Origin of the sequence: Anabaena sp. CCY 9402-a, from assembly GCF_963920945.1 — a bacterium.
GTDB lineage: Bacteria > Cyanobacteriota > Cyanobacteriia > Cyanobacteriales > Nostocaceae > Trichormus > Trichormus minutissimus.
Window position 1 is genome coordinate 83,056 of sequence record NZ_CAWUDL010000005.1, and the last position, 20,461, is coordinate 103,516.

The window sequence follows — 20,461 nt, forward strand, 5'->3', positions numbered from 1 at the left end:
TGTCACCTGTCCCCTGTTCCCTTTCCTGGAGACTTTGTTCTGATGTTGCTGTGTCTGCGAATTGAGAACTTTGCCCTGATTGATCAACTAGAACTAGAATTTGGCGCGGGACTGAACGTATTAACAGGTGAAACCGGCGCGGGAAAATCGATTATTTTAGACGCTATTGATGCTATTTTAGGCGGTAAAGTCTCTAGTCGCGCTATTCGCACGGGGACTGCTAGGGCAATGGTGGAAGGAACTTTTGCCTCAACACCGCCGTTAGCAGCTTGGTTGACGGAACAAGAAATTGATTTAATTGATGATAGTTCTATAGTTATTAGCCGAGAAATTACAGTCACCACTAGTAATATCCGCAGTCGATCGCGGGTGAATGGTGTGTTGGTCAACCGTCGGATTTTAACAGAACTGCGCGATCGCTTAGTAGAAATTACCGCCCAAGGTCAAACTGTCCAAGTCGGACAAGCCGCCCAAGTCCGCGATTGGTTAGATATGTATGGCGGCGATTCTCTAATCAAGCAGCGTCAACTCATCACCTCAGCCTTTAGTGCTTACCAACAAGCCCACACCAGCCTAGAAAAACGCCGCACCTCGGAACGGGAACGCTTACAACAACTGGATTTACTCACCTATCAAGTCCAGGAATTAACTACAGCCAACCTCAGTGATCCCCAAGAGTTAGAACAACTCCAGCAAGAACGGGAACGCCTCAATCATGTGGTTGATTTGCAACAGATGAGTTACAAAGTTTACCAAGCTTTGTATCAAAACGACGACGAAACCCCAGCCGCCGGCGACCTGCTGGGCGACAGTGAAGCTACATTAAATCACATGGTGGAGTATGATACCCAACTGCAACCATTGTTGGATTTAATTAGAGATGCTCAAACAGCATTAACAGAAGTAGGGCGACAAATCAACGCCTATGGGGAGAATTTGGAAGCAGATCCTCAAAGGTTAGAGGAAGTAGAAGAACGCATTCGAGAATTAAAACAAATCTGTCGCAAGTATGGCCCTAGTTTACAAGAGGCGATCGCCTACTATCAACGCATCAATGGGGAACTAGCAGAACTGAATGATAGCGAACAATCTATTGAAAGCTTAGAACAGCAAGAACAAGCTAGTTGGAAAAAATTAACTCAAGCTTGTGAAAAATTAACTAAGCTACGCCAAAAAACCGCCGCGACTCTAGAATCTCGCTTAATCTCGGAACTCAAACCCTTGGCGATGGAAAAGGTACAGTTTCAAGTTGAGATAGTACCTACTTCTCCAACGGCTGCGGGTGCGGACAAAATCACCTTTATGTTTAGTCCCAACCCCGGCGAACCATTGCAACCATTGACAGAAATTGCTTCTGGGGGTGAAATGAGTCGGTTTTTACTCGCACTCAAAGCCTGTTTCAACCAAACCGACGCGGCGGGGACGCTGGTATTTGATGAAATTGACGTGGGTGTTTCGGGGAGGGTAGCGCAAGCAATAGCAGAAAAGTTACACCAGTTAAGTCAACATCATCAAGTATTATGTGTGACTCACCAACCCTTAGTAGCAGCTATGGCGGATCAACACTTTCGGGTAAATAAGCAAACTATTACTCAGGGTAAAGGTAAGAAAGTCGACAATGGCAACACTGAACAGCGTACCGTGGTGCGTGTCACGAACTTGGATGATTTGACCACTCGCCGAGAGGAATTAGCACAGTTAGCCGGTGGTAAGTCTGCAAGTGATGCGATCGCTTTTGCTGATTCTTTGTTAATGCAAGCGGCTAACCATCGTCGTGGAGTGGAATAAACACTCTCTACTCCAGAAAAATTGCTAGATTTACGACTCAAAATACTAGAATTAAGTTGTCAATGAAGACATTATGTCTGATGGTTGCCGTTTTCGTGGGGTTTGGCAAACCCATTAGTTAGATTCCGATTAATGTTTTAACATGGCTGTTTACGCAAATCGAGAGGCATTCATTCCCTACACTCGCAGCGATATTATCAAACTTTGCTTGCAAGATGGTCAGCTAAATGAGACTGATGCCCAAAAATTTCAAGATTTCTGCAAAATTCTCATTGCATACTATCACTTTCGCTTCCACAGAACCTTAGAAACTATCAAAGATAATTACGTACCCTTTAACCCCAATGCAGATATTCAACCAATAACTCCACCGACATTTGAGCAATATGATGACATGGAGTTGAATGTCGTTAATAGCTTTGAGCATATTGTGGAAAGAGCAAATTATATGCTTTTACCTGAATCGATTATCAAACAAGCACTAACAACTAAATCTCTAATTGATTTGACAACTCAAGTAAATTTTGAGGATTTTGACCGCTTTTTGTGTTACTATCGCGGTGATAATTGTAAAACGATTCTAGTAAAAAATTTGTTTTTTTGGAAAAAAGAAAAGATAATTGATATTTTTGAAAGGATTGTTTTATTAGTAAAATTTAAAGAAGCTGCTTACTTCCGTGCCAAAAAAGAAAAAATTCAAGATTTGAAATTTATTCCTGGTAAGATGTATGTTTATTTCTACAAAAATATTCCCAAACTAGATGTTGACTTACTCTTTCCTAACGTCGAAACAAGCATGACATGGAAAGATAGATTACTTTTTGGCATTCCAGCGATTGGGTCGGCAATTCCGCTAATATTAAGAACGTTACCGAATTTATTATTGCTAGTTGCGGCAATTTTTATAGTATTGAATGTACCATTTCTGGTTGAATCATTAAATGTAGACTTAGAACAAGTCCGAAATGTCATGCCTGTTTTGGTGGCAACTTTATCATTAACGATCACTTTGGGTGGATTTGCCTTTAAGCAATACACCAACTACAAGAATAAAAAAATTAAATTTCAAAAATATGTTACAGATACGCTATTTTTCAAGAATTTAGCTAACAATGCCAGCGTCTTTCAAATGTTTATTGAATTAGCAGAAGAAGAAGAATGTAAGGAAATAATTCTGGTATACTATCACTTACTTACCAGCCCCACACCATTAAACCCTCAGCAATTAGATGATCACATCGAAACTTGGGTGGAGAATAAACTAGGTACAAAGATTAACTTTGATATTCAAGGGCCTCTGGACAATCTAGAAAATATTCGTGGTCAAGTAGTGCAGAATAGTGAAATAACAGACAATTCCCTAGAAGTACCTTTACTCACCTATGATCACCAGGGGGCTTGTCACGTTCTTCCCTTGGATGATGCTAAAGCAGTGATTGATTACGTTTGGGATAATGTTTTTCGATATAACGGGATAATCTTGTAGGCGATCGCACTAGCACTACTACGCAAAAGTTAAAAATGAAGAGTTCCAAGTGCTGTCAGTGGTAGCGGGGCTTTGAGCTATTCCCGCCAGCAGTTACCTGTTGTTTATGATAATACTCGTTTAGACAGAGGTTTTCGCGTCGATTTACTCGTTGAACAATGTGTAATAGTCGAACTCAAAGCAGTAGAAGCAATCATCCCATTCCACAAAGCCCAGTTATTGACCTATCTGAAACTCTCCGGTTATCGTGTCGGCCTACTCATTAACTTCAACGTTCCCCTCATCAAACACGGAATTCAACGACTCGTCCTTTAAAACCTCTGTGTCTCCGTGTCTCTGTGGTAAATCTACCCTTAATATCCCCCGACCTTTTGCAAAAATTAGCATTTCACACCAAAGAGAAGGCCAATTTTTGCAGTCGGGGAAATGTTAACTCAATTTACAGGATGCCCCAAAAATGAAGGAATCCTTGACCTGAAAAAGCTTCAATCAAAACGACAGATAGGAAACCAATCATTGCAAAGCGACCGTTCCAATTTTCACTCTGAGGAGTGAACCCAAAACGCACAGCATTAGGATCTTCGGCAACAATGGGTGTAGAATTTTTGAAACCTGACATAAACAAAACTCCAATGTATTGCGTTGAACAGTTGCAACTGTCTGTAACGTAATGTAACAGATTTTTAAGAGAATGCAACATTCGATGCAAATAGGGGCATTAGGATGGGAAATATGCGGGAGATGAGATTTCCAATGCCTAATCTCCTCTTTGTTATTGAATTTTCAAGAATTTATCCAAAGCAGACACCATGCTAGGCGGCCAGCGACGGATATTTTTCACCCAGTTCATATCTTTATAGCGGCTATCCAAGCCATAGGCAGCCACCCAGTTACTTTCCGCTTCACCTTGTTGACCATTTACCCAATAAGCAGCTGTTAAAGCAGCACGCACATCAGCGAAGTTGGGGTATTTACGGGTAATATTCCGCATTTCGCGGATGGCTTGGTCTGTTTGCCCAGTTTCATAGAGAGCAAGGGCATAGTTAGCACGGGCAAAGGCAAAGTTTGGGGTAATTTCAAAGGATTTTTTATAATCTGCGATCGCATCTGACCATGAACCTAGACCTGCTTTGGCATTACCCCGATTGTTATACGCCATTGCATCTTGAGGATCGAGTTCCAAAACATGATTATAATCTGCGATCGCATCTGACCATTTGCCCAACCCTTCTAAGGCTGTACCACGATTTAAATAAGGATCGGTGACATCTGGGGCTAATTCTACGGCTTTGTTGTAATCAACTAGCGCAGCTTCTAGCTTATTCTGACTCACCCGCGAATTACCCCGGTTACTCCATGCACCTGCATTCGTAGGGAAATTCTCAATAATCTTTGTCCAATACTTTTCCGCCGTCGCAAAATCACCTTTATTTGTGGCTGCAAAAGCTTGATTTGCCCACTCATCACCCTGTTCTAATTGCTCTTGGGTGATGCTTGGTTGTGGGGTTTGTGCCATGACTGGTGTACCCCAGCCCAACACAAGTAACAGACTGAGAACAATACTAATTAATTTAATCATCATGGGGACTGGGGACTGGGGATTGGGGATTGGGGATGCAGAGGGGCAGAAGTTATTCAATGCGTGAATTTTGAATTTTGAATTTCTATGCCCTATTTCCTATAGTAAAGACATCTGCTCATTGGGTGGTGTAAATCCCATGTGCTTGTATGCGGCTTTTGTGGCTGTTCGTCCACGGGGAGTCCGGCTGAGATAGCCAATTTGCATCAGGTAGGGTTCGTAGACTTCTTCAATGGTTTGGGTATCTTCACCAGTGGCGGCGGCAATGGTTTCTAAGCCTACGGGGCCTCCGTTAAATTGTTCAATAATTACACTTAGCATCCGACGATCTGTCCAATCTAAACCGCAGGGATCTACTTGAAATAGTTGCAATGCCTCGGCTGCGACATCTTGGGTAACTTCTGCACAGGATTTTACTTCAGCATAATCACGGACGCGCTTGAGTAACCGATTTGCAATCCGTGGTGTTCCCCGTGAACGGCGAGCAATTTCGATTGCGCCATCGTCGGTGACATTGGTGTGGAGTAATTGGGAACTCCGCAGGACTATTTTACTGAGTTCATCAACTTCATAAAAGCGTAGTTTTTGAATTAAGCCGAAGCGATCGCGCAGTGGTGAGGTCAAAGCACCAGCGCGGGTTGTTGCACCTACTAGGGTAAACTTGGACAGAGGTAAACTCCGAATCCTGGCACTAGAACCTTTACCCACGGTAATATCTAGGCGATAATCTTCCATCGCCGGATACAGTATTTCTTCGGTCATCCGCGAGAGGCGATGAATTTCGTCAATAAATAGGATATCTCCTGGTTTAAGGTTCACCAGTAACCCAACAATATCCCTCGGTCGTTCTAAGGCTGGCGCACTCGTAATTTTATAGTTGACTCCCATCTCGGATGCTAATATCATTGCCATTGTTGTTTTACCCAATCCGGGAGGGCCATACAGTAGCAAGTGATCCAAAACTTCACCCCGCGACTTGGCTGCTTTGATGGCGATATCTAAAACATCCTTGAGGTCTTTTTGTCCGATGTAGTCAGCAAATCTTTGTGGTCTGATACTTTCTTCTTGCTTACCTTGTTCATCAACAGCCGCTTCAGGTTGCAAAATCTTTTCTTTGGGTGCTGCTTTTGCTGACTCCCGATGCTGTTTTGGTTCTCCATTGGGTTCTGGAGGCTGTTTTTTCGAGGAGATGATCGCCATAATTCAGCTTTAACTTTCGGTTTAGGTCTGTTTGAGGGCAATCTCCGCCATAACACTGCACATAGACAAGCCTGCGAAGATTTTCGGCGGGAAATACCCACGTCCATTTACAATTTAAATTCCGGACAATTACCCAGGAGTTAAAAAATATATGTTATCTAAAAGAATCTTACCTTGTTTAGATGTCAAGGCGGGACGGGTTGTTAAGGGAGTTAACTTTGTCAACCTCAAGGATGCAGGCGATCCGGTAGAACTGGCCAAGGTTTACAACGAAGCTGGGGCTGATGAGTTAGTATTTCTAGATATTACGGCTACTCATGAAGACAGAGATATTATTTTTGATGTGGTTCACCGAACTGCTGAACAGGTCTTTATTCCCCTCACGGTGGGTGGCGGTATCCAATCCTTAGAAAATGTTAAAGCTTTGTTACGGGCTGGGGCAGACAAGGTTAGTATTAACTCTGCGGCAGTACGTGATCCAGACTTGATCAATCGGGCTAGCGATCGCTTCGGTAATCAGTGCATAGTTATTGCTATTGATGCTAGGCGCAGAGTTGACCCTAATAATCCAGGCTGGGATGTGTATGTGCGTGGGGGTAGAGAAAATACTGGTTTAGATGCCCTACTGTGGGCTAAAGAAGTGGAAAAACGCGGCGCAGGGGAACTATTGGTGACAAGTATGGATGCTGATGGTACTCAAGCCGGTTATGACATTGAGTTAACACGGGTAATTGCTGAGGCTGTACAAATCCCAGTGGTTGCTTCTGGTGGTGCTGGTAATTGTGAACATATTCATACGGCACTGACTGAAGGTAAGGCGGAAGCTGCTTTATTGGCATCGCTGCTACATTACGGACAGTTAAGTGTGGCGGAAATTAAGCATTATTTGCGCGATCGTGAAGTTCCAGTACGCTTGTACGCTTAATTCTAAAGCCATTATATAGATTGAGTCACATCGCCCCCAGTTAAATACAGTTCCCCAAAACAGTGTTAAGATTATTCCACATAGTGTTAAAAAATATTAAGAAATATGTTAATTCCTATTTTGTTATTTGATGTGGCTCTAGTGGCTTGGTCACTACACCTAATGGAGAAGGCCGTTGAGCATAAAGAATTTTCTCTCATGTTAGCCGGTACATTGGTTGCCCTTGCTGCCGCCGCGATGTTAGTTGTGTATTTTCTTATGGGGCATTGTATGAGCTATTTGTTGCAGGTCAACTATTAATTACTTAAGACCGTACTATATAAAGTTAATAATTAATTTGCAAAACCGCTTGACAATACACTAAATATTAAGAGATAATTTATAACGCAACATAAGGGGTTATAGCTCAGTTGGTAGAGCACTTCAATGGCATTGAAGGGGTCAGCGGTTCGATTCCGCTTAGCTCCATTTACTAATCAGTTTAGTTTTTAATTTTGCGAACAATACATCTGTTCCCATTGAAAAATATATGTATTTTCTCAAAGTTAGCTTGATTCCCTCACCTACTCGAACTCAAGACAAGTTACTTGAGCCAGCCCGGCAAAGATTGTTTGACAATTATATCGACAAGCAAAAAGGGATATGCAAATTTTTTTTAATCTCATTTTCGCAGAGCTAATATATCTTGACTATGTTCATAAATCTCAAAATCTTTAAAGTCAAGTTTTGTGTTGTCTGAAAGTGATACTATTATTATGGTCGCTGTTATCAATACCATCCGTAAATGAACAAAACATTGGATGAAGAACTTTCCATAAAAATGGCGGAAAGCATCAAAAGTAAGGCTAAAAAGCCCTTTAATAATGCTTATAAAGCAGCATTGGCGACAGAGGGAGCTAAATATGTGCAAGGATTTTTGGTGTGTTGGGGTAAGCCACACAAGCCCATAGAACACAGTTGGATTGAAATAGAGGATAAAATCATCGATCCGACTCTACCGTACTTGCCCAAAAACTCCCAAGAGATGTTGTATTTTGCAGCTCAAAGCTTGAGTATGAAAAAGTTAAAAGCTGTGATAGAAGAATCAAAAGAAGATTATCCAGAAGATGATCCATTACCTATCTACGGTGATGCACCTTACGATTATTATGGTGATGTTATGTTGGGAGGGAAAGAATATTTAGAAGCTTATAAAGCAGCTGAGGCTAAATGCAAAGAAATTCAAGCATTAAAAGCTCAAAATAATTAAATGCGGTAAATCGGTTTTAGTAAGATTTACCATCACTACCAAAGTATTCTCGATAGCTACAAATTTTGTCTCCTCGTACATCAAAGGAAACCGCTATCCGATTTTTGTAAGGTTGTTCTAACAAAAGTCCTTCGTCCCGAAATTCAAAAACTACAGTAGTCTCATTACTAGTAATGTGGTCTAGAGATACTAGCTTGATTCCCGGTTGGAAGGATGCAGAAACATATTCAAAAAACTCCTTGGCGCGTTCTTTACCTTCATTTAAACCGTGGAATTTGCCGACTGGAAACCAAAAAGTAAAATCATCTGTCAGCGTATCCAGAAATGCTTGCCATTCCCCCGTTGCTAAACCTTGGGTAAAATGCTCAAATGCTTGATGAGCAACTTTTAAAGTATTTTCCGCATTTTGTGTCATGTATTTAAAATACTAAAACTTGACGACTACTTTGCCACAATTTTGACCACTTAGCAGATATTCTACCGCCGTGGGGATAGATTCTAGACCGTGAAATGGGGTGGAGTCCACAGATACTTTCAGTTTACCTGAGTAGAACAGATTTAACAGGCGATCGCGTGCTTCTGGGATATATTCTTTATAGTGCGGCATGAGAAACCCCCGCACGGAAGCGGCTTTCCAAAATAGTTGGTGATAAATGCGCGGTTGCATCACCTGTTCTATATTTTTCCCATACTCAGAAATATAGCCAATATTAACCAAACGTCCTCGAATAGCTAAGTTATCAACGCAGGTATCAAAAACCTGTTTACCCACACACTCAAAAATTAAGTTAATCCCATTGGGGTACTCATGCTGGAGGACTTGATGCAGATTTTCTGTATGATAATTAATAATGCGATCGCAGCCTAATTCCTGTAATAACTTCCCCTTCGCCTCAGAACTACAAGTCCCAATCACATGATTACCTGCTAACTTCGCCAATTGCACCGCAATATGGCCAGTACCACCAGCCGCAGCCGTCACCAAAACCACCTCATCGCGTTGCATCTCCCCCACTTGTTCCAAAGCCACCAACGCTGATACACCTGTAGGTACAAGGTTGAGAACTTCCGGCGTTGCTTGGCGTACCTTCACCGCCAAACTAGCATCTATCACCTGATATTCCCGATAACCACCACCACGTAAAGTAGTGATAACAGCATCACCCACCTGAAAATCAGAAACACTTGCACCAACAGCCACCACTTCCCCCACCGCTTCCACACCCAAATCAAAAGGTGGAATTAAATTCACATAAGGAACTTCACCCCGACAGAGTAAAGTATCAAAACCTGCATTAACCCCTGCAAATTTATTACGCACCAAAAGCTCATTATTCCCAACTTCAGGAATAGTAACTTCCACAATCTCAACAGCCGAACTAAAATCTTTATCCAGCCGTTTAGCTATTAACTTCCTATAACTTTTCATTAGTCACTAGTAATTTGCTTTCACTATCACCTGTCACCTGTCACCTGTCACCTATCACCTTTCATAAAACCTTATCCCACTCCAACTGATGAGCCAAACCATACTTAATAAAATCTTCTTCCTGAGCCTGATCACTCTTACCAAAAACACCCAAACTATAAGGATTATCTTGCATACGTTGGGCAACTTGCTCCTGTTCAAATCGAATCAATTCTTCCCTAGGCTGATCAGTTTTAAAAAAGTCAACAACTAAAACAGTTCTATCGTAATCAGTATAATTATGCGGACAATGTGGATAACTATGATCTAAAACCATAAACTCCCCTTCATGCCAATAAAGCTGTTCATGACATATTTTCATCGCCACATCTCCCTGCGGCACAATTAATCCCAAATAGCCCCGATTCATATGAGGATTATAGTTAACGTGCAGCTTAATATCTAAGCCAGGATGGAATGTGCCGAAGTACACATTTCTAATCACACCATCATCAATTAAATTCACTTCTTCTATGAACTGAGCCAAATTTGAAAAGTATTTTTCTCTTAACACCAGTGCTTTAGCTGATGCTTCATCCATCCCATAATCTGGATATTTGATGTGATGTACTTGAATATATTCTTCAATCAATAAACCTTGGAATAAAATCCCAAAAGCACTATATTTTGATTTTCCTTTGGTTTTAATCGTTTTACTTTTAGGCCCTAAAACATCATAAGTGAACTTTAATTCTTCATGGGATGCCTGATAAAGAAATTCAGTAAATTCATCTCGAATAACTTGCCAGTGACCTTGCAGAATTTTCAGAAAAGAAAATTTTTCTGGATTGAGATGATACTCATTAAAACTTATCATTGGTTTTCCTCATGAACATGATTGAATAAACAACTGTTAAATAGTCATGTATTTTAGCTAGCATTCCTGTAGGATGTGGAAATTACTGACTTGCTGTCATCATTTTAGTGTGAGGTCTACTGTGTCTGAACCTCCTATATTAGATAAAATTATCAAAAATGTCCGGGTAGTTTGTCCCCATCATGATGCTGTCGAACTACTAGATATAGGGATTAAAGATGGTAAATTTGCCCAGATTGCGCCTAATATTAACCCAGACCATAGCCAAGAAGTATTTGATGCCAAAAACCTCCTAGGCTTTCCTGGGGTCGTAGATGCCCATATGCACATCGGTATTTATCAACCCCTTGACCAAGATGCAGTGACGGAAAGTAAAGCCGCCGCAATGGGGGGAGTAACAACTAGCCTGAATTATATCCGTACAGGTAAGTATTATCTCAACAAAGGCGGCTCATACCAAGATTTTTTCCCGGAAGTATTAGCACTATCACAAGGAAATTTCTTTGTTGATTACAGCTACCATATCGCCCCCATTAGCAGTCAGCATATTGATGAGATGCAAATGCTGTTTGAGGAATATGGTATTGGGTCATTTAAAATATTTATGTTTTATGGTGGCTATGGTTTACATGGTCTTTCTGAGCAACAAAATCTTTTTTTGATGATTAATAAAGCAGAAAGATATGACTTTGCTCACTTTGAATTTATTATGCGGAGTTTAGCCAAACTGAGAGAAAGCCACCCAGAAGCACAAGAAAGAATTAGCTTAAGTCTGCATTGCGAAGTTGCAGAAATTCTCAACGCCTACACCAAAATAGTTGAAAATGACTCTAGCCTCACTGGATTGCACGCTTACAGTGCAGCACGTCCTCCCCATTCCGAAGGATTAGCAATTTGTATTGCCTCTTATTTGGCACATGAAACTAATTGTGCAAATATTAATTTGTTACATCTCAGTTCCCGTAAAGCAATGGAAGCAGCTTTAACTATGCAAACTGCTTTTCCTCATATCAACTTTCGGCGAGAAGTTACTGTTGGGCATTTACTATTAGATGTTGATACCCCCAATGGGACTTGGGCAAAAGTTAACCCCCCTATCCGTCCCCGTGCTGATGTGGAATACTTATGGCAAGCGGTACTCAACCATCAAGTAGATTGGATAGTTAGTGACCATGCTTGCTGTGCGGCGGAACAAAAAATCAGTGCAAAAGACCCGAATAATATTTGGTTAGCTAAGTCTGGTTTTGGTGGTACAGAATATTTACTTTCGGGTGTATTCAGTGAAGGTAGTAAGCGGGGAATGTCTTACAACCACATGGCTAAATTACTATCTTGGAATCCATCACGGCGTTTTGGGTTATTAACAAAAGGTGATATAGCTATTGGTTACGATGCTGATTTGGTGTTATTAGACCCCAATGAAAGCTTTGTGGTTAACGCTGTTGAGTCGGAGTCACAACAAGGTTACACACCCTTTGCAGGGATGGAGTTAACTGGACGGGTAAAGAGTACCTTTTTGCGGGGAAATCTTATTTACAACAATGGACAAGTTTTAGGTTCGCCTAGTGGACGTTATTTAAAAAGAAGTTAGAGTTATCTGACTGAGAAATACTACTTCGACTAATGAAGAAAGACATGAATAGTCAACTACCACTTATTATTGAGTGTCGCAGCAACGATTCCGATTACCGCAAGGAAAATCCCAATTGCCCGTACACTCCACAGGAGATAATCCGAGAAGCTGTGCGTGCTTGGGAAGCGGGAGCATCTATCTTTCATTGGCATGGACGAGATCCATTCAATGGTCAGTGGATTAATGATGTTGACGTTTATCTTGAAGCTATTCAAGGAATTCGCGAACAGACCGACCTGATTATCAATCCTACACTGAACTACGTTACTAAAGAAAGTGAGATTAGCGATCGCTTCAAACACATATTAGCGGCGCAAAGTGATCCAGCACTGGGAGTTGATATGATCCCTTTAGAGTTTGGCTCGCTGAATATAGACTTTTGGAATCCACAGACCAAAGAATTCCAAACATACGACCAAGTACACATTAGTTCTCGCGCATATATATACGAAGCATTGAAAATACTCAAAGAAACCAACATCTTTGTCAGTACAATCTGTTGGGATGTGGGACAAATCCGTACAGCACGATGTTTTCAAGAAATGGGAATGCTGTCACGAGATACTTTTTGGGAGTTCGTTTTTACAGGAGACATCACGCCAACTGGTATTCTGCCAACACTCCCCAACTTACAAGCGGTGGTAGATTCTATTCCCGCAGGTGATCAATGGTTGGTGATGTGCTGGAATGGGGACGTGATGCCTTTAGCAGCCTGGGCAATTACAATGGGAGGTCACGTTGGTATTGGACTGGGAGACGATCCCTATACCCGTTTTGGCCAGCCGCACAACGGCGAGTTAGTAGAAAAGGTTGTAAAGATGGCGCATACACTCGGCCGCGAAGTTGCAACACCAACGCAAGCGCGAGAAATTCTGAAGATGTCACCGCAAGTTGCCCAAAAGAAAGAGTTACAGGTAATTTGTAATGGGCTAACGCCCCGCTCCGCTAACGTAATTCGTAGTTCGTAATTCGTAAAATGAACCAAAAGATTAAACGAGCTTTTTTAGACACAGAAGATGGACAGATTCTTTATCGCATCGGTGGTGAGGGTGAACCTCTGCTGTTGCTGCACATGAACCCCCGTAGTAGTGACGAATATCGCGAACTCATGCCTATCCTGGCTCAATACAGACGAGTCTTCGCAATGGATTTGATGGGGTTTGGTGATTCGGATAAACCACCGAGAATGTATACGATCGCCGATTACGCGAAAAATGCGATCGCGCTTTTAGATGAATTAGGTATAGAAAAAACCAGCATCATGGGAAACCATACAGGTGCTTTCGTAGCTGGAGAAATAGCTGCGAGTTATGGCGATCGCGTTGATAAACTGATCTTAGGTAATGTAGCTGGTTTCGGCGAGGGCGGACAAGCAGAGCTATTTAGAAGAGTTGAGGAAGGTTTTAAAATCAAAGAAGATGGCTCACATCTCATGGAAAGATGGTTAGCCCGTTCTCGATACGTAGGCTCTGCCGAATTAAATCATCGTTGGGTTTTAGACGATTTAAAATGTTTTGGTCATCCTTTGTATGCAGTTTGGGCTGTAGGTAATTACTGTCTAGATGCACCAGAAAAATTTCGTGCTATTAAGTGTCCCACTCTCATTATTTGGGGACTTGATGATATGAAAGAATTTGAAAGATTGAGTTTAGCAAAACTCAACGATCGCTATTTTCTTTCCCAAGCAATTCCTCATGGCAAAGTAGCTGAATTTGAACACGGAACAATCTGCATGATGAATCAGATACCTGAAGAAGTATCCCAGGTAGTCATGGACTTTCTGAACAATTTAGAATAGCCTTGGCGGCTGGAAGTCGCAGCTACACAGACAAAACCCACCTACGTGGGTTCAAAACGCGAATTATATTCGCCCAATACTTTTCAAACATCCTCTAAGATTGCCGTACACTTAATCTCTATGATTAGTCCTGGTGTAGATAAAGCAGTGATACCAAACCCCGTCCAAGTAGGGAATTGATTAGTAAAATAGCGATCTTTTACTTGCATAAACAGTGGCAGGTGGGGAATGGTAAACTGCTGTTCTGAAGCACTAGCAGGCGGAACTTGCAAATTACCGAGATTCACCCCTGTTACATGGTAAGTAATCATCTCTACCACATCATCAAAACTTGCGCCTGCTGCTAAAAGTACCTTTTGCACATTCTCGAAAGTCTGGGCAAATTGGGCTTCTATTCCCTCTACTACCTGGAAATTTTCATCCCGTCCCACCTGTCCTGAGATATATAATGTATTGCCTACTTTAATACCAGGACAATAGTGAAACTTTTCGTATAAAATTTCCATTCCTTTGGGAATAATGACCTCGCGAGTATTGCTCATATTTATCTATTCTCTTTTTTTCAAAATTAGCTTAATTATTGCAGCCTTCGTTTCACTTCTTCAGCCAAATTAGCTAATTCTACTTCTACTTGTTCGCCTGTTTTTAAATCTTTCAGTGATGACTTTTGCGCTGCTGCTTCTTCAGAACCAATAATGACACAGAATTGAATACCTTGTTTATCGGCTAACTGGAATTGTTTACCTAGCGGACGCTTATCAAAATTAGTTATAACATTAATCCCCGCCTGACGCAGATTTTGTGACACTTTTAAATAAATAGGCATTAAATCTTCTTGCATATTTACTACCACTACCTGCGCTGGTGTTGCAGCTAAGGTATTGAGAATACCAGCTTTTAGCAGGCGGCTAATTAAGCGAGTTAAGCCGATGGAAATACCCACACCAGGCATTTTTTCACCTAAAAACGTCCCCACTAATTCTTCATATCTGCCACCAGAACAGATACTACCTAAAGCCTCATGCCCTATCAGGGTGGTTTCGTAAACTGTGCCTGTATAGTAGTTTAGACCACGGGCGATCGCTAAATCAATACAAAAGCGTTTTTCCGGCACTCCCAGATTACGCACCCCGGCAATTACTGTTTCTAATTCGCTGACACCTAAACTAAATTGTTCACATTCTGGCAAGTTTTGTGAGAGGTGCTTAAGTTTATCTAAAACTTCATCAATATTGCCATCAATTTTGACAAAATCAATAATTTTTTGTGTCTGTTCGGGATTAATCCCTTCTTTCTCCAACTCTAGCTTAACTTTAGCTTCCCCAATTTTTTCGAGATTATCGATAATGCCAACACAAGATTTAATTTGAGTTTCTGATATCTCTAAAGATTGAAAAAATCCCGTTAAAACTTTACGGTTATTGATGCGAATTACAAAATCACCAATATTAGCTGCTTCAAATATTTCTGTGATAATTGCAGGCATTTGGGCATCATATAACAAACTAAGTTCCCGCCGCCCAACAACATCAATGTCACACTGACGAAACTGGCGAAACCTACCATCCTTTGCCCTTTCTCCCCGAAAAACTACATCCATTTGGTAACGAGCAAAAGGAAAGGTTAATTCGTTGAGGTGACGAGCAATATACGCCGCCAAAGGCACAGTTTGGTCAAATTTCAAAGCCCTGGCTTCTGAACCTGTTTCGCCGGATTTATCCTTTTCAGCTTGGCGATTTGGCGGCAAAATAGGGTCTATACCATAAATAATATTGTCGCCTTGATTACCTTTAGCTTGCAATACTTCTAAACGTTCAACTGCGGGAGTTTCAATAGGTGTGAATCCATAGCTTTCGTAAACTCTACGGATAGTATCTAGTAAATATAATTCCAAGCGTTTTTCACTAGGAAGAAATTCAGGAAAGCCACTAGGAGTAGAAAAGTTTATTCTGTCACCTTTTGCCATGAGTCTACCTTTTCAAGTTGCGACTTGAAATTATAACTGATATTTTGTGCCTATGGGACTGGAAGTCGCCGCTATACAAGCAAAACCCGCCTGTGCAGGTAAACATACCCTAAGTTTCTATTAGCAAAAATTGTAGGTTGGGTTGACGGAAGGAAACCCAACACCGAGATCAATGTGGGTTTCCAAGATTCATGTTGGGTTGCGCTGCGCTTAACCCAACCTACATTTAATGCTGAAAATATTAGCTTGCTATTTTAGCCTTTCTTCTTGAATTAGAGTACGTTGGTATAGTTGATGATTTTTAAACCAATGCCAAGTGCGGGCGCGATGGTTATTATCTGGACTAATATAAATCATTTCCGATAAAGATATTTCTGGAATTGTTTTGTATGAAAAGCACAAAATTATAGTAGATTCATCTACCTCCCAAGATTTTCCTTGAACGCGTTCTGTATCAAACCAAAGAGCTTGATCATGATATGATCCAGGAAATTGATGTTCTTCTTGTTTACCATCAGCCCACTTATAACGATTAATTTGATAGTAGGGATAGGGGCTATTGTCGGGAAATTGACAAGTTAAATGGGATTCATGCTGGTCAATAATTTTTCCTGATGTATCAACTACGGTATATGTGCCAATCCAATCACCTTCATGACGGACAAGTACAGGCATTTCTTCACGGATGTTAGACATGATACGACTCCTATCGATTAACTATAGCAATCCTATTTGATTTTTGACCTGCATTATCAAAGCATCAGTCGGTAATATAAACGCGATCGCTGTATTGTCAAAACATCAGTCGGTTATGTGAATGCGATCGCTGTATTATCAAAACATCAGTTGGTCATGTGAATGCGATCGCTGTATTATCAAAACATCAGTCGGTCATGTGAATGCGATCGCTGCATTGTGAATACGGAGTGAACTACCCACACTGACTTGAGGTTAAGCGTATTTTTTTTCTACATAACGTGAAAAGTCAGCTATCTTTTTCCCTCTTACTGTTAGTTTTTTTGTTACAGAGGGAACATTAAATATATCCTTTAATACGTAAGCTGTATGCCTAACCAAGATACAACACGTCGTTTGCGCCTTCAAATTATTAGTCAAGATGTTACCTCATTCCACGGTTTGCAAACAATCAGTACCTACGATACAACCCGTGCTGATGCTTCTGTGGCAAACATACAGCAAGCTTATCAGGTGATGTTGACGCAGCAACAAATTGAAACTGAGAAACTAGCTTTATACCGTGCAGCTGTTGATGCGGCTCGATTGGCGGAATGGGAATTTCACAATGCTGTATTAGCGATGAAAGAAGTTGTGCGCGGACAATACGGCTCAGATAGCGATCAAGCGCAAGCAGTGGGATTGAAGAAAAAATCAAATCGTAAGCGTCCCATCCGCAGAAAATCGGTGGCTATAGCCAGTTAAATTCGTAATTAAGATATAAAGGTGCGTTATAAACGTTAGTTTCAACGCACCTAAAATATTTAATGGTGGAGCGCACACTTTCTGAAATACAGTAGGGTGCGTCAGCAACAGCCTAGCGCACCGATAGAGATAACTGTTAACTGTTGACTATTGACCAATCATTTTAAAAAATCGGGTGAAGTAGTCGGGGAAAGTTTTTCCTGTACAAGCTGGGTCTTGGATCACAATTCCTGGGGTTTTTAAGCCTGTAACGGCAAAAGCCATTGCCATTCTATGGTCATGATAGGTTTCTATGGCGGCTGGGGTGATGGGGGTTGGTTCAATTTTCATCCCATCAGCAAATTCTTCAACTTTAACTCCTAAGCGACGTAATTCAGTCACAACGGCGCGGATGCGTTCGGTTTCTTTGTAGCGGATATGTTCTACATTACGGATGGTAACAGGTGAACTGGCATAAGGTGCGATCGCTCCCAATGTTTGCACCAAATCCGACATATCATTCATATCAACGTCGATACCCTGTAATTGTTCTGGCCCTATAACTTCGGTATAATTTTCACCTTCTTGAATTTGGCAACCCATCTGTTCTAAAACATTCAGCCACAAAATATCACCTTGACAAGATTGTTTTGTTAAATGGTTAACTCTCACCCTTCCACCAGTGACGGCGGCGGCGGCGAAAAAGTAAGAGGCATTCGACGCATCGGGTTCTATGGTGTAATGTTGACCTTGGTAACGCTGACCCGCTTTGATGTGAAACTGATTATCGTCGGTTTGGGTAACATCTACGCCAAAATCCGCCATGAGACGACAAGTCATTTTTACATAAGACTGGGAAACCAATGTACCCTCAACCTCAATAGTTGTATCCTGTTGAGCGTAGGGTGCAATCATCAACAATGCTGAAAGTTGTTGACTGGTTTGGTTAGCTTTGAGGCGAAAATGTCCCCCAGCAAATTGCTGACCGTAAATAGTGTAGGGCATAAAACCAGAGTTGCCCTCAAAGTTAATTGTTGCCCCACCAGCTTGTAACGCTGTCAGTAAATCCCCCATCGGTCGTTCCCGCATTCGAGGAACTCCATCTAAGCGATATTCACCGCTTCCTAATGCTACTAACGCGGAGATAAACCTTGCGGCTGTACCTGCTAAACCTACAAACAAATCTGCCTGTTTAGCCGGAATTTCACCCCCTTTACCTGAAACCTGAATTTGAGCCAGAGGAGAATTTAGCGTAACAGGAATGCCCAACTGTTCTACACATTTAGCAAAATACTCACTGTCTTCGCTAAATAAGGCATTTTCTAAAGTAGAGTTACCTTGAGCTAAAGCAGCAACAAGCAATGCTCGATTAGTAATACTTTTAGAACCCGGAATCTCTACTGTGGCATTCACAGGATGATTCAGCGCGGGGATGGCAATGGTATCCACTTTAAACCTCTATGTAGGTGGTCAGCTACAACTACACTATGTTCCCATATCTCGAATGCTGGTTGATCAATAGTTATCAGTCAAAAGTTGTTCTCCCTTGCTTCCCCAATTCCTACTCAAACCACCAAGGGTCACTGGTAGAGTTAGTTTTAATCAAAAATGCCTGTTTTCGTAGAAATCGCTTTAGGGCTGCTGCACCCATACGAGAACCACCCAGACCTGAGAATTTAAATGCGTTTTTCTCTCCTTCGTGCATGATTGCAGTCAGAGCCGCATCATTAATACTAATAGCACCAGCATTGATTTGCCGACCAACGGCTAAGGCTTCTTCTTCTGAACCAGCAAACACAGCTGCACTTAGTCCATAGATGGAGTCGTTGGCTAAGTATATCGCTTCTTCCACACTGGGAAACGGCATTACAGGCATAATGGGGCCAAAAGTTTCTTCGGTCATTACTTTCATGGAATGATTAACTTGGGTTAGCACTGTCGGACGACACCACCAACCGCCGCCTAATTCTTCAACTTTACCGCCGCAGTGAACGACTGCACCCTTTTCTACTGCATCAAAAAGATGGCCACTAATGATTGCAGCTTGTTTTTCGGCAATGATTGGCCCAATTTGTCCCCCTTCTAGGGTGGGGTAAGCTAGCTGAAGACGATAAGCTTTGGCTACTAGTTGATGATAAAACTCTTCAAATATGGATTCAGCAACGTAAATCCGTTCAATAGAGAGACATGACTGACCAGTGTTGACAACTGCACCCCACAAAATAGCTGAGGTGGCTAAGTCTACATTTGCTGACTCTAAAACGATCGCCGGATCTTTTCCTCCCAATTCTAAAAACGCGGGTATAAAGCGTTTAGCTGCGGCTTCTCCAACTCTCCGGCCTGTAGCTACACTACCTGTAAAACAAATTAAATCTACATACTCAATTAAAGCTGCTCCCGTTTCTCCTGCTCCCTCTAAAAACATTAAGACATCCCGTAGGTGAGGGACATTATTCAGTGCTGTTAACAGAGGTGCAACAAAACGGGGAGCAATTTCACTAGGTTTCACAATTACAGCCGAACCCGCCAGCAACGCCGGGATGGTATCAATCATCGCTAGCAACAAGGGAAAATTCCACGGGCTAATTACTCCCACAACAGGGTAAGGTACAGAGGCTTGTTGCAAAGAGATAAAGGGAATACTGGTATTTTTAGCTGATTCTTGCAATAAATCTGGTGCTAAATCACACCAACGGTCAATGCTGCCCAAGAAAGAATCAATTTCTAATATGGATATAGATAATCTGCCGGTATCATTTACCAACGCGTCTGTCAGTTGTTGGCGTGCAGATAATATTGCTTGCTTCCATTCTTGTAAGGCTGCAATTCTACCTTCTAAACCCAACTGATACCACTGAGTTTGCGCCCTCCGCGCTCGATTACATTGCTGTGCTAGTAAGCGAGGCGGCGGCGGGATAATCACATAGTCAAATTTTCCAGTCCGAGGATTACGTACTTCTATAGGGTTTGTCATTCTATTAATTCGTAATTTTTTAAATAAGCTATATCATAGTCTCCTCCTTACTTGCGGAGTGCGGTGCTTATATCCCCCTTAACTGAGAAACGCCATATAGCACTTATCGTTTGTATGTAATGCACTTTAACCTCTCTCCTACAAGGAGAGAGGCTTTGA

Annotated in this window: 21 protein-coding genes and 1 tRNA gene; 11 read left to right on the forward strand and 11 right to left on the reverse strand. The window is 41.7% G+C overall.

The features are described 5' to 3' along the window. Positions 1-42 precede the first annotated feature (42 nt). The 3 genes from recN to ACM0OR_RS03550 all read left to right on the forward strand — a co-directional run bounded on the left by recN (position 43) and on the right by ACM0OR_RS03550 (position 3,589). Positions 43-1,788, forward strand: a complete 1,746-nt coding sequence (recN, locus tag ACM0OR_RS03540) for a DNA repair protein RecN (protein WP_414575044.1) — start codon at positions 43-45, stop codon at positions 1,786-1,788. A gap of 142 nt (positions 1,789-1,930) precedes the next feature. Further along, positions 1,931-3,274: a TMEM143 family protein gene (locus tag ACM0OR_RS03545; RefSeq protein WP_323267524.1), complete on the forward strand. Its 1,344-nt coding sequence runs from the start codon at positions 1,931-1,933 to the stop codon at positions 3,272-3,274. A gap of 72 nt (positions 3,275-3,346) precedes the next feature. Continuing rightward, positions 3,347-3,589, forward strand: a complete 243-nt coding sequence (locus tag ACM0OR_RS03550; RefSeq protein WP_414575020.1) for a GxxExxY protein — start codon at positions 3,347-3,349, stop codon at positions 3,587-3,589. A 124-nt stretch (positions 3,590-3,713) separates the two neighbouring features. On the opposite strand, the gene ACM0OR_RS03555 is transcribed toward ACM0OR_RS03550, so the two are convergent. The 3 genes from ACM0OR_RS03555 to ruvB form a co-directional block, all read right to left on the reverse strand. Continuing rightward, on the reverse strand, positions 3,714-3,893 hold the full coding sequence (locus ACM0OR_RS03555) for a high light inducible protein (protein ID WP_323267522.1): 180 nt from the start codon (positions 3,891-3,893) through the stop codon (positions 3,714-3,716). Between the two features lie 153 nt (positions 3,894-4,046). Beyond that, positions 4,047-4,853 (reverse strand): tetratricopeptide repeat protein, encoded by an 807-nt coding sequence (locus ACM0OR_RS03560; protein WP_323267556.1) that lies wholly within the window; start codon positions 4,851-4,853, stop codon positions 4,047-4,049. Positions 4,854-4,952: 99 nt separating this feature from the next. Next, the gene (gene ruvB, locus ACM0OR_RS03565; RefSeq protein ID WP_414575021.1) at positions 4,953-6,053 is read right to left on the reverse strand and encodes a Holliday junction branch migration DNA helicase RuvB; all 1,101 of its coding nucleotides are present in this window, start codon (positions 6,051-6,053) and stop codon (positions 4,953-4,955) included. A 151-nt stretch (positions 6,054-6,204) separates the two neighbouring features. On the opposite strand from ruvB, the gene hisF reads away from it, so the two are divergent. The 4 genes from hisF (at position 6,205) to ACM0OR_RS03585 (ending at position 8,227) form a co-directional block, all read left to right on the forward strand. Continuing rightward, positions 6,205-6,978 (forward strand): imidazole glycerol phosphate synthase subunit HisF, encoded by a 774-nt coding sequence (hisF, locus tag ACM0OR_RS03570; protein WP_414575022.1) that lies wholly within the window; start codon positions 6,205-6,207, stop codon positions 6,976-6,978. Between the two features lie 105 nt (positions 6,979-7,083). Then, a complete protein-coding gene (locus ACM0OR_RS03575) occupies positions 7,084-7,278 on the forward strand; it encodes a hypothetical protein (RefSeq protein ID WP_190703821.1) in 195 nt (64 codons plus the stop codon). Between the two features lie 95 nt (positions 7,279-7,373). Further along, positions 7,374-7,446, forward strand: a tRNA-Ala gene (locus ACM0OR_RS03580). A 316-nt stretch (positions 7,447-7,762) separates the two neighbouring features. Continuing rightward, complete coding sequence (locus ACM0OR_RS03585) at positions 7,763-8,227, forward strand: hypothetical protein (protein WP_323267520.1); 465 nt, start codon at positions 7,763-7,765, stop codon at positions 8,225-8,227. Positions 8,228-8,243: 16 nt separating this feature from the next. Here the strand turns inward: ACM0OR_RS03585 and ACM0OR_RS03590 are convergent, their stop codons facing one another. From ACM0OR_RS03590 to ACM0OR_RS03600, 3 genes are all read right to left on the reverse strand, one after another. Further along, complete coding sequence (locus tag ACM0OR_RS03590; RefSeq protein ID WP_323267519.1) at positions 8,244-8,642, reverse strand: nuclear transport factor 2 family protein; 399 nt, start codon at positions 8,640-8,642, stop codon at positions 8,244-8,246. A 12-nt stretch (positions 8,643-8,654) separates the two neighbouring features. Continuing rightward, positions 8,655-9,656, reverse strand: coding sequence for a zinc-binding dehydrogenase (locus ACM0OR_RS03595; protein ID WP_414575023.1), 1,002 nt, complete (start codon positions 9,654-9,656; stop codon positions 8,655-8,657). 61 nt (positions 9,657-9,717) lie between these two features. Further along, positions 9,718-10,512 (reverse strand): aspartyl/asparaginyl beta-hydroxylase domain-containing protein, encoded by a 795-nt coding sequence (locus ACM0OR_RS03600; protein ID WP_414575024.1) that lies wholly within the window; start codon positions 10,510-10,512, stop codon positions 9,718-9,720. 121 nt (positions 10,513-10,633) lie between these two features. Between ACM0OR_RS03600 and ACM0OR_RS03605 the strand changes: the two genes are divergently transcribed. The 3 genes from ACM0OR_RS03605 to ACM0OR_RS03615 are packed head-to-tail and all read left to right on the forward strand — an operon-like array spanning position 10,634 to position 13,943. Next, positions 10,634-12,103, forward strand: coding sequence for an amidohydrolase family protein (locus tag ACM0OR_RS03605; protein WP_414575025.1), 1,470 nt, complete (start codon positions 10,634-10,636; stop codon positions 12,101-12,103). Between the two features lie 32 nt (positions 12,104-12,135). Further along, positions 12,136-13,113 (forward strand): 3-keto-5-aminohexanoate cleavage protein, encoded by a 978-nt coding sequence (locus tag ACM0OR_RS03610; RefSeq protein ID WP_414575026.1) that lies wholly within the window; start codon positions 12,136-12,138, stop codon positions 13,111-13,113. Between the two features lie 8 nt (positions 13,114-13,121). Beyond that, positions 13,122-13,943, forward strand: coding sequence for an alpha/beta fold hydrolase (locus ACM0OR_RS03615; RefSeq protein ID WP_414575027.1), 822 nt, complete (start codon positions 13,122-13,124; stop codon positions 13,941-13,943). Between the two features lie 83 nt (positions 13,944-14,026). Here the strand turns inward: ACM0OR_RS03615 and ACM0OR_RS03620 are convergent, their stop codons facing one another. The 3 genes from ACM0OR_RS03620 to ACM0OR_RS03630 all read right to left on the reverse strand — a co-directional run bounded on the left by ACM0OR_RS03620 (position 14,027) and on the right by ACM0OR_RS03630 (position 16,605). Further along, on the reverse strand, positions 14,027-14,485 hold the full coding sequence (locus ACM0OR_RS03620) for a RidA family protein (protein ID WP_414575028.1): 459 nt from the start codon (positions 14,483-14,485) through the stop codon (positions 14,027-14,029). 35 nt (positions 14,486-14,520) lie between these two features. Further along, positions 14,521-15,909, reverse strand: a complete 1,389-nt coding sequence (gene hisS / locus ACM0OR_RS03625; RefSeq protein WP_414575029.1) for a histidine--tRNA ligase — start codon at positions 15,907-15,909, stop codon at positions 14,521-14,523. Positions 15,910-16,158: 249 nt separating this feature from the next. Then, positions 16,159-16,605, reverse strand: a complete 447-nt coding sequence (locus ACM0OR_RS03630) for a DUF3598 family protein (RefSeq protein WP_190703851.1) — start codon at positions 16,603-16,605, stop codon at positions 16,159-16,161. A 369-nt stretch (positions 16,606-16,974) separates the two neighbouring features. On the opposite strand from ACM0OR_RS03630, the gene ACM0OR_RS03635 reads away from it, so the two are divergent. Continuing rightward, positions 16,975-17,349, forward strand: coding sequence for a hypothetical protein (locus ACM0OR_RS03635; protein WP_414575030.1), 375 nt, complete (start codon positions 16,975-16,977; stop codon positions 17,347-17,349). A gap of 147 nt (positions 17,350-17,496) precedes the next feature. Here the strand turns inward: ACM0OR_RS03635 and aroA are convergent, their stop codons facing one another. Next, positions 17,497-18,777: a 3-phosphoshikimate 1-carboxyvinyltransferase gene (gene aroA / locus ACM0OR_RS03640; RefSeq protein ID WP_414575031.1), complete on the reverse strand. Its 1,281-nt coding sequence runs from the start codon at positions 18,775-18,777 to the stop codon at positions 17,497-17,499. Positions 18,778-18,889: 112 nt separating this feature from the next. After that, positions 18,890-20,302, reverse strand: a complete 1,413-nt coding sequence (locus ACM0OR_RS03645; protein ID WP_414575032.1) for an aldehyde dehydrogenase family protein — start codon at positions 20,300-20,302, stop codon at positions 18,890-18,892. Positions 20,303-20,461: the final 159 nt, after the last annotated feature.

What these genes read in the sequence shown, in the direction of transcription:
- recN (WP_414575044.1), top strand. Translation starts at nt 43, where the DNA reads ATGTTGCTGTGTCTGCGAATTGAGAACTTTGCCCTGATTGATCAACTA.
- ACM0OR_RS03545 (WP_323267524.1), top strand. Translation starts at nt 1,931, where the DNA reads ATGGCTGTTTACGCAAATCGAGAGGCATTCATTCCCTACACTCGCAGC.
- ACM0OR_RS03555 (WP_323267522.1), bottom strand. Translation starts at nt 3,893, where the DNA reads ATGTCAGGTTTCAAAAATTCTACACCCATTGTTGCCGAAGATCCTAAT.
- ACM0OR_RS03560 (WP_323267556.1), bottom strand. Translation starts at nt 4,853, where the DNA reads ATGATTAAATTAATTAGTATTGTTCTCAGTCTGTTACTTGTGTTGGGC.
- ruvB (WP_414575021.1), bottom strand. Translation starts at nt 6,053, where the DNA reads ATGGCGATCATCTCCTCGAAAAAACAGCCTCCAGAACCCAATGGAGAA.
- hisF (WP_414575022.1), top strand. Translation starts at nt 6,205, where the DNA reads ATGTTATCTAAAAGAATCTTACCTTGTTTAGATGTCAAGGCGGGACGG.
- ACM0OR_RS03575 (WP_190703821.1), top strand. Translation starts at nt 7,084, where the DNA reads ATGTTAATTCCTATTTTGTTATTTGATGTGGCTCTAGTGGCTTGGTCA.
- ACM0OR_RS03585 (WP_323267520.1), top strand. Translation starts at nt 7,763, where the DNA reads ATGAACAAAACATTGGATGAAGAACTTTCCATAAAAATGGCGGAAAGC.
- ACM0OR_RS03590 (WP_323267519.1), bottom strand. Translation starts at nt 8,642, where the DNA reads ATGACACAAAATGCGGAAAATACTTTAAAAGTTGCTCATCAAGCATTT.
- ACM0OR_RS03595 (WP_414575023.1), bottom strand. Translation starts at nt 9,656, where the DNA reads ATGAAAAGTTATAGGAAGTTAATAGCTAAACGGCTGGATAAAGATTTT.
- ACM0OR_RS03600 (WP_414575024.1), bottom strand. Translation starts at nt 10,512, where the DNA reads ATGATAAGTTTTAATGAGTATCATCTCAATCCAGAAAAATTTTCTTTT.
- ACM0OR_RS03610 (WP_414575026.1), top strand. Translation starts at nt 12,136, where the DNA reads ATGAAGAAAGACATGAATAGTCAACTACCACTTATTATTGAGTGTCGC.
- ACM0OR_RS03615 (WP_414575027.1), top strand. Translation starts at nt 13,122, where the DNA reads ATGAACCAAAAGATTAAACGAGCTTTTTTAGACACAGAAGATGGACAG.
- ACM0OR_RS03620 (WP_414575028.1), bottom strand. Translation starts at nt 14,485, where the DNA reads ATGAGCAATACTCGCGAGGTCATTATTCCCAAAGGAATGGAAATTTTA.
- hisS (WP_414575029.1), bottom strand. Translation starts at nt 15,909, where the DNA reads ATGGCAAAAGGTGACAGAATAAACTTTTCTACTCCTAGTGGCTTTCCT.
- ACM0OR_RS03630 (WP_190703851.1), bottom strand. Translation starts at nt 16,605, where the DNA reads ATGTCTAACATCCGTGAAGAAATGCCTGTACTTGTCCGTCATGAAGGT.
- ACM0OR_RS03635 (WP_414575030.1), top strand. Translation starts at nt 16,975, where the DNA reads ATGCCTAACCAAGATACAACACGTCGTTTGCGCCTTCAAATTATTAGT.
- ACM0OR_RS03645 (WP_414575032.1), bottom strand. Translation starts at nt 20,302, where the DNA reads ATGACAAACCCTATAGAAGTACGTAATCCTCGGACTGGAAAATTTGAC.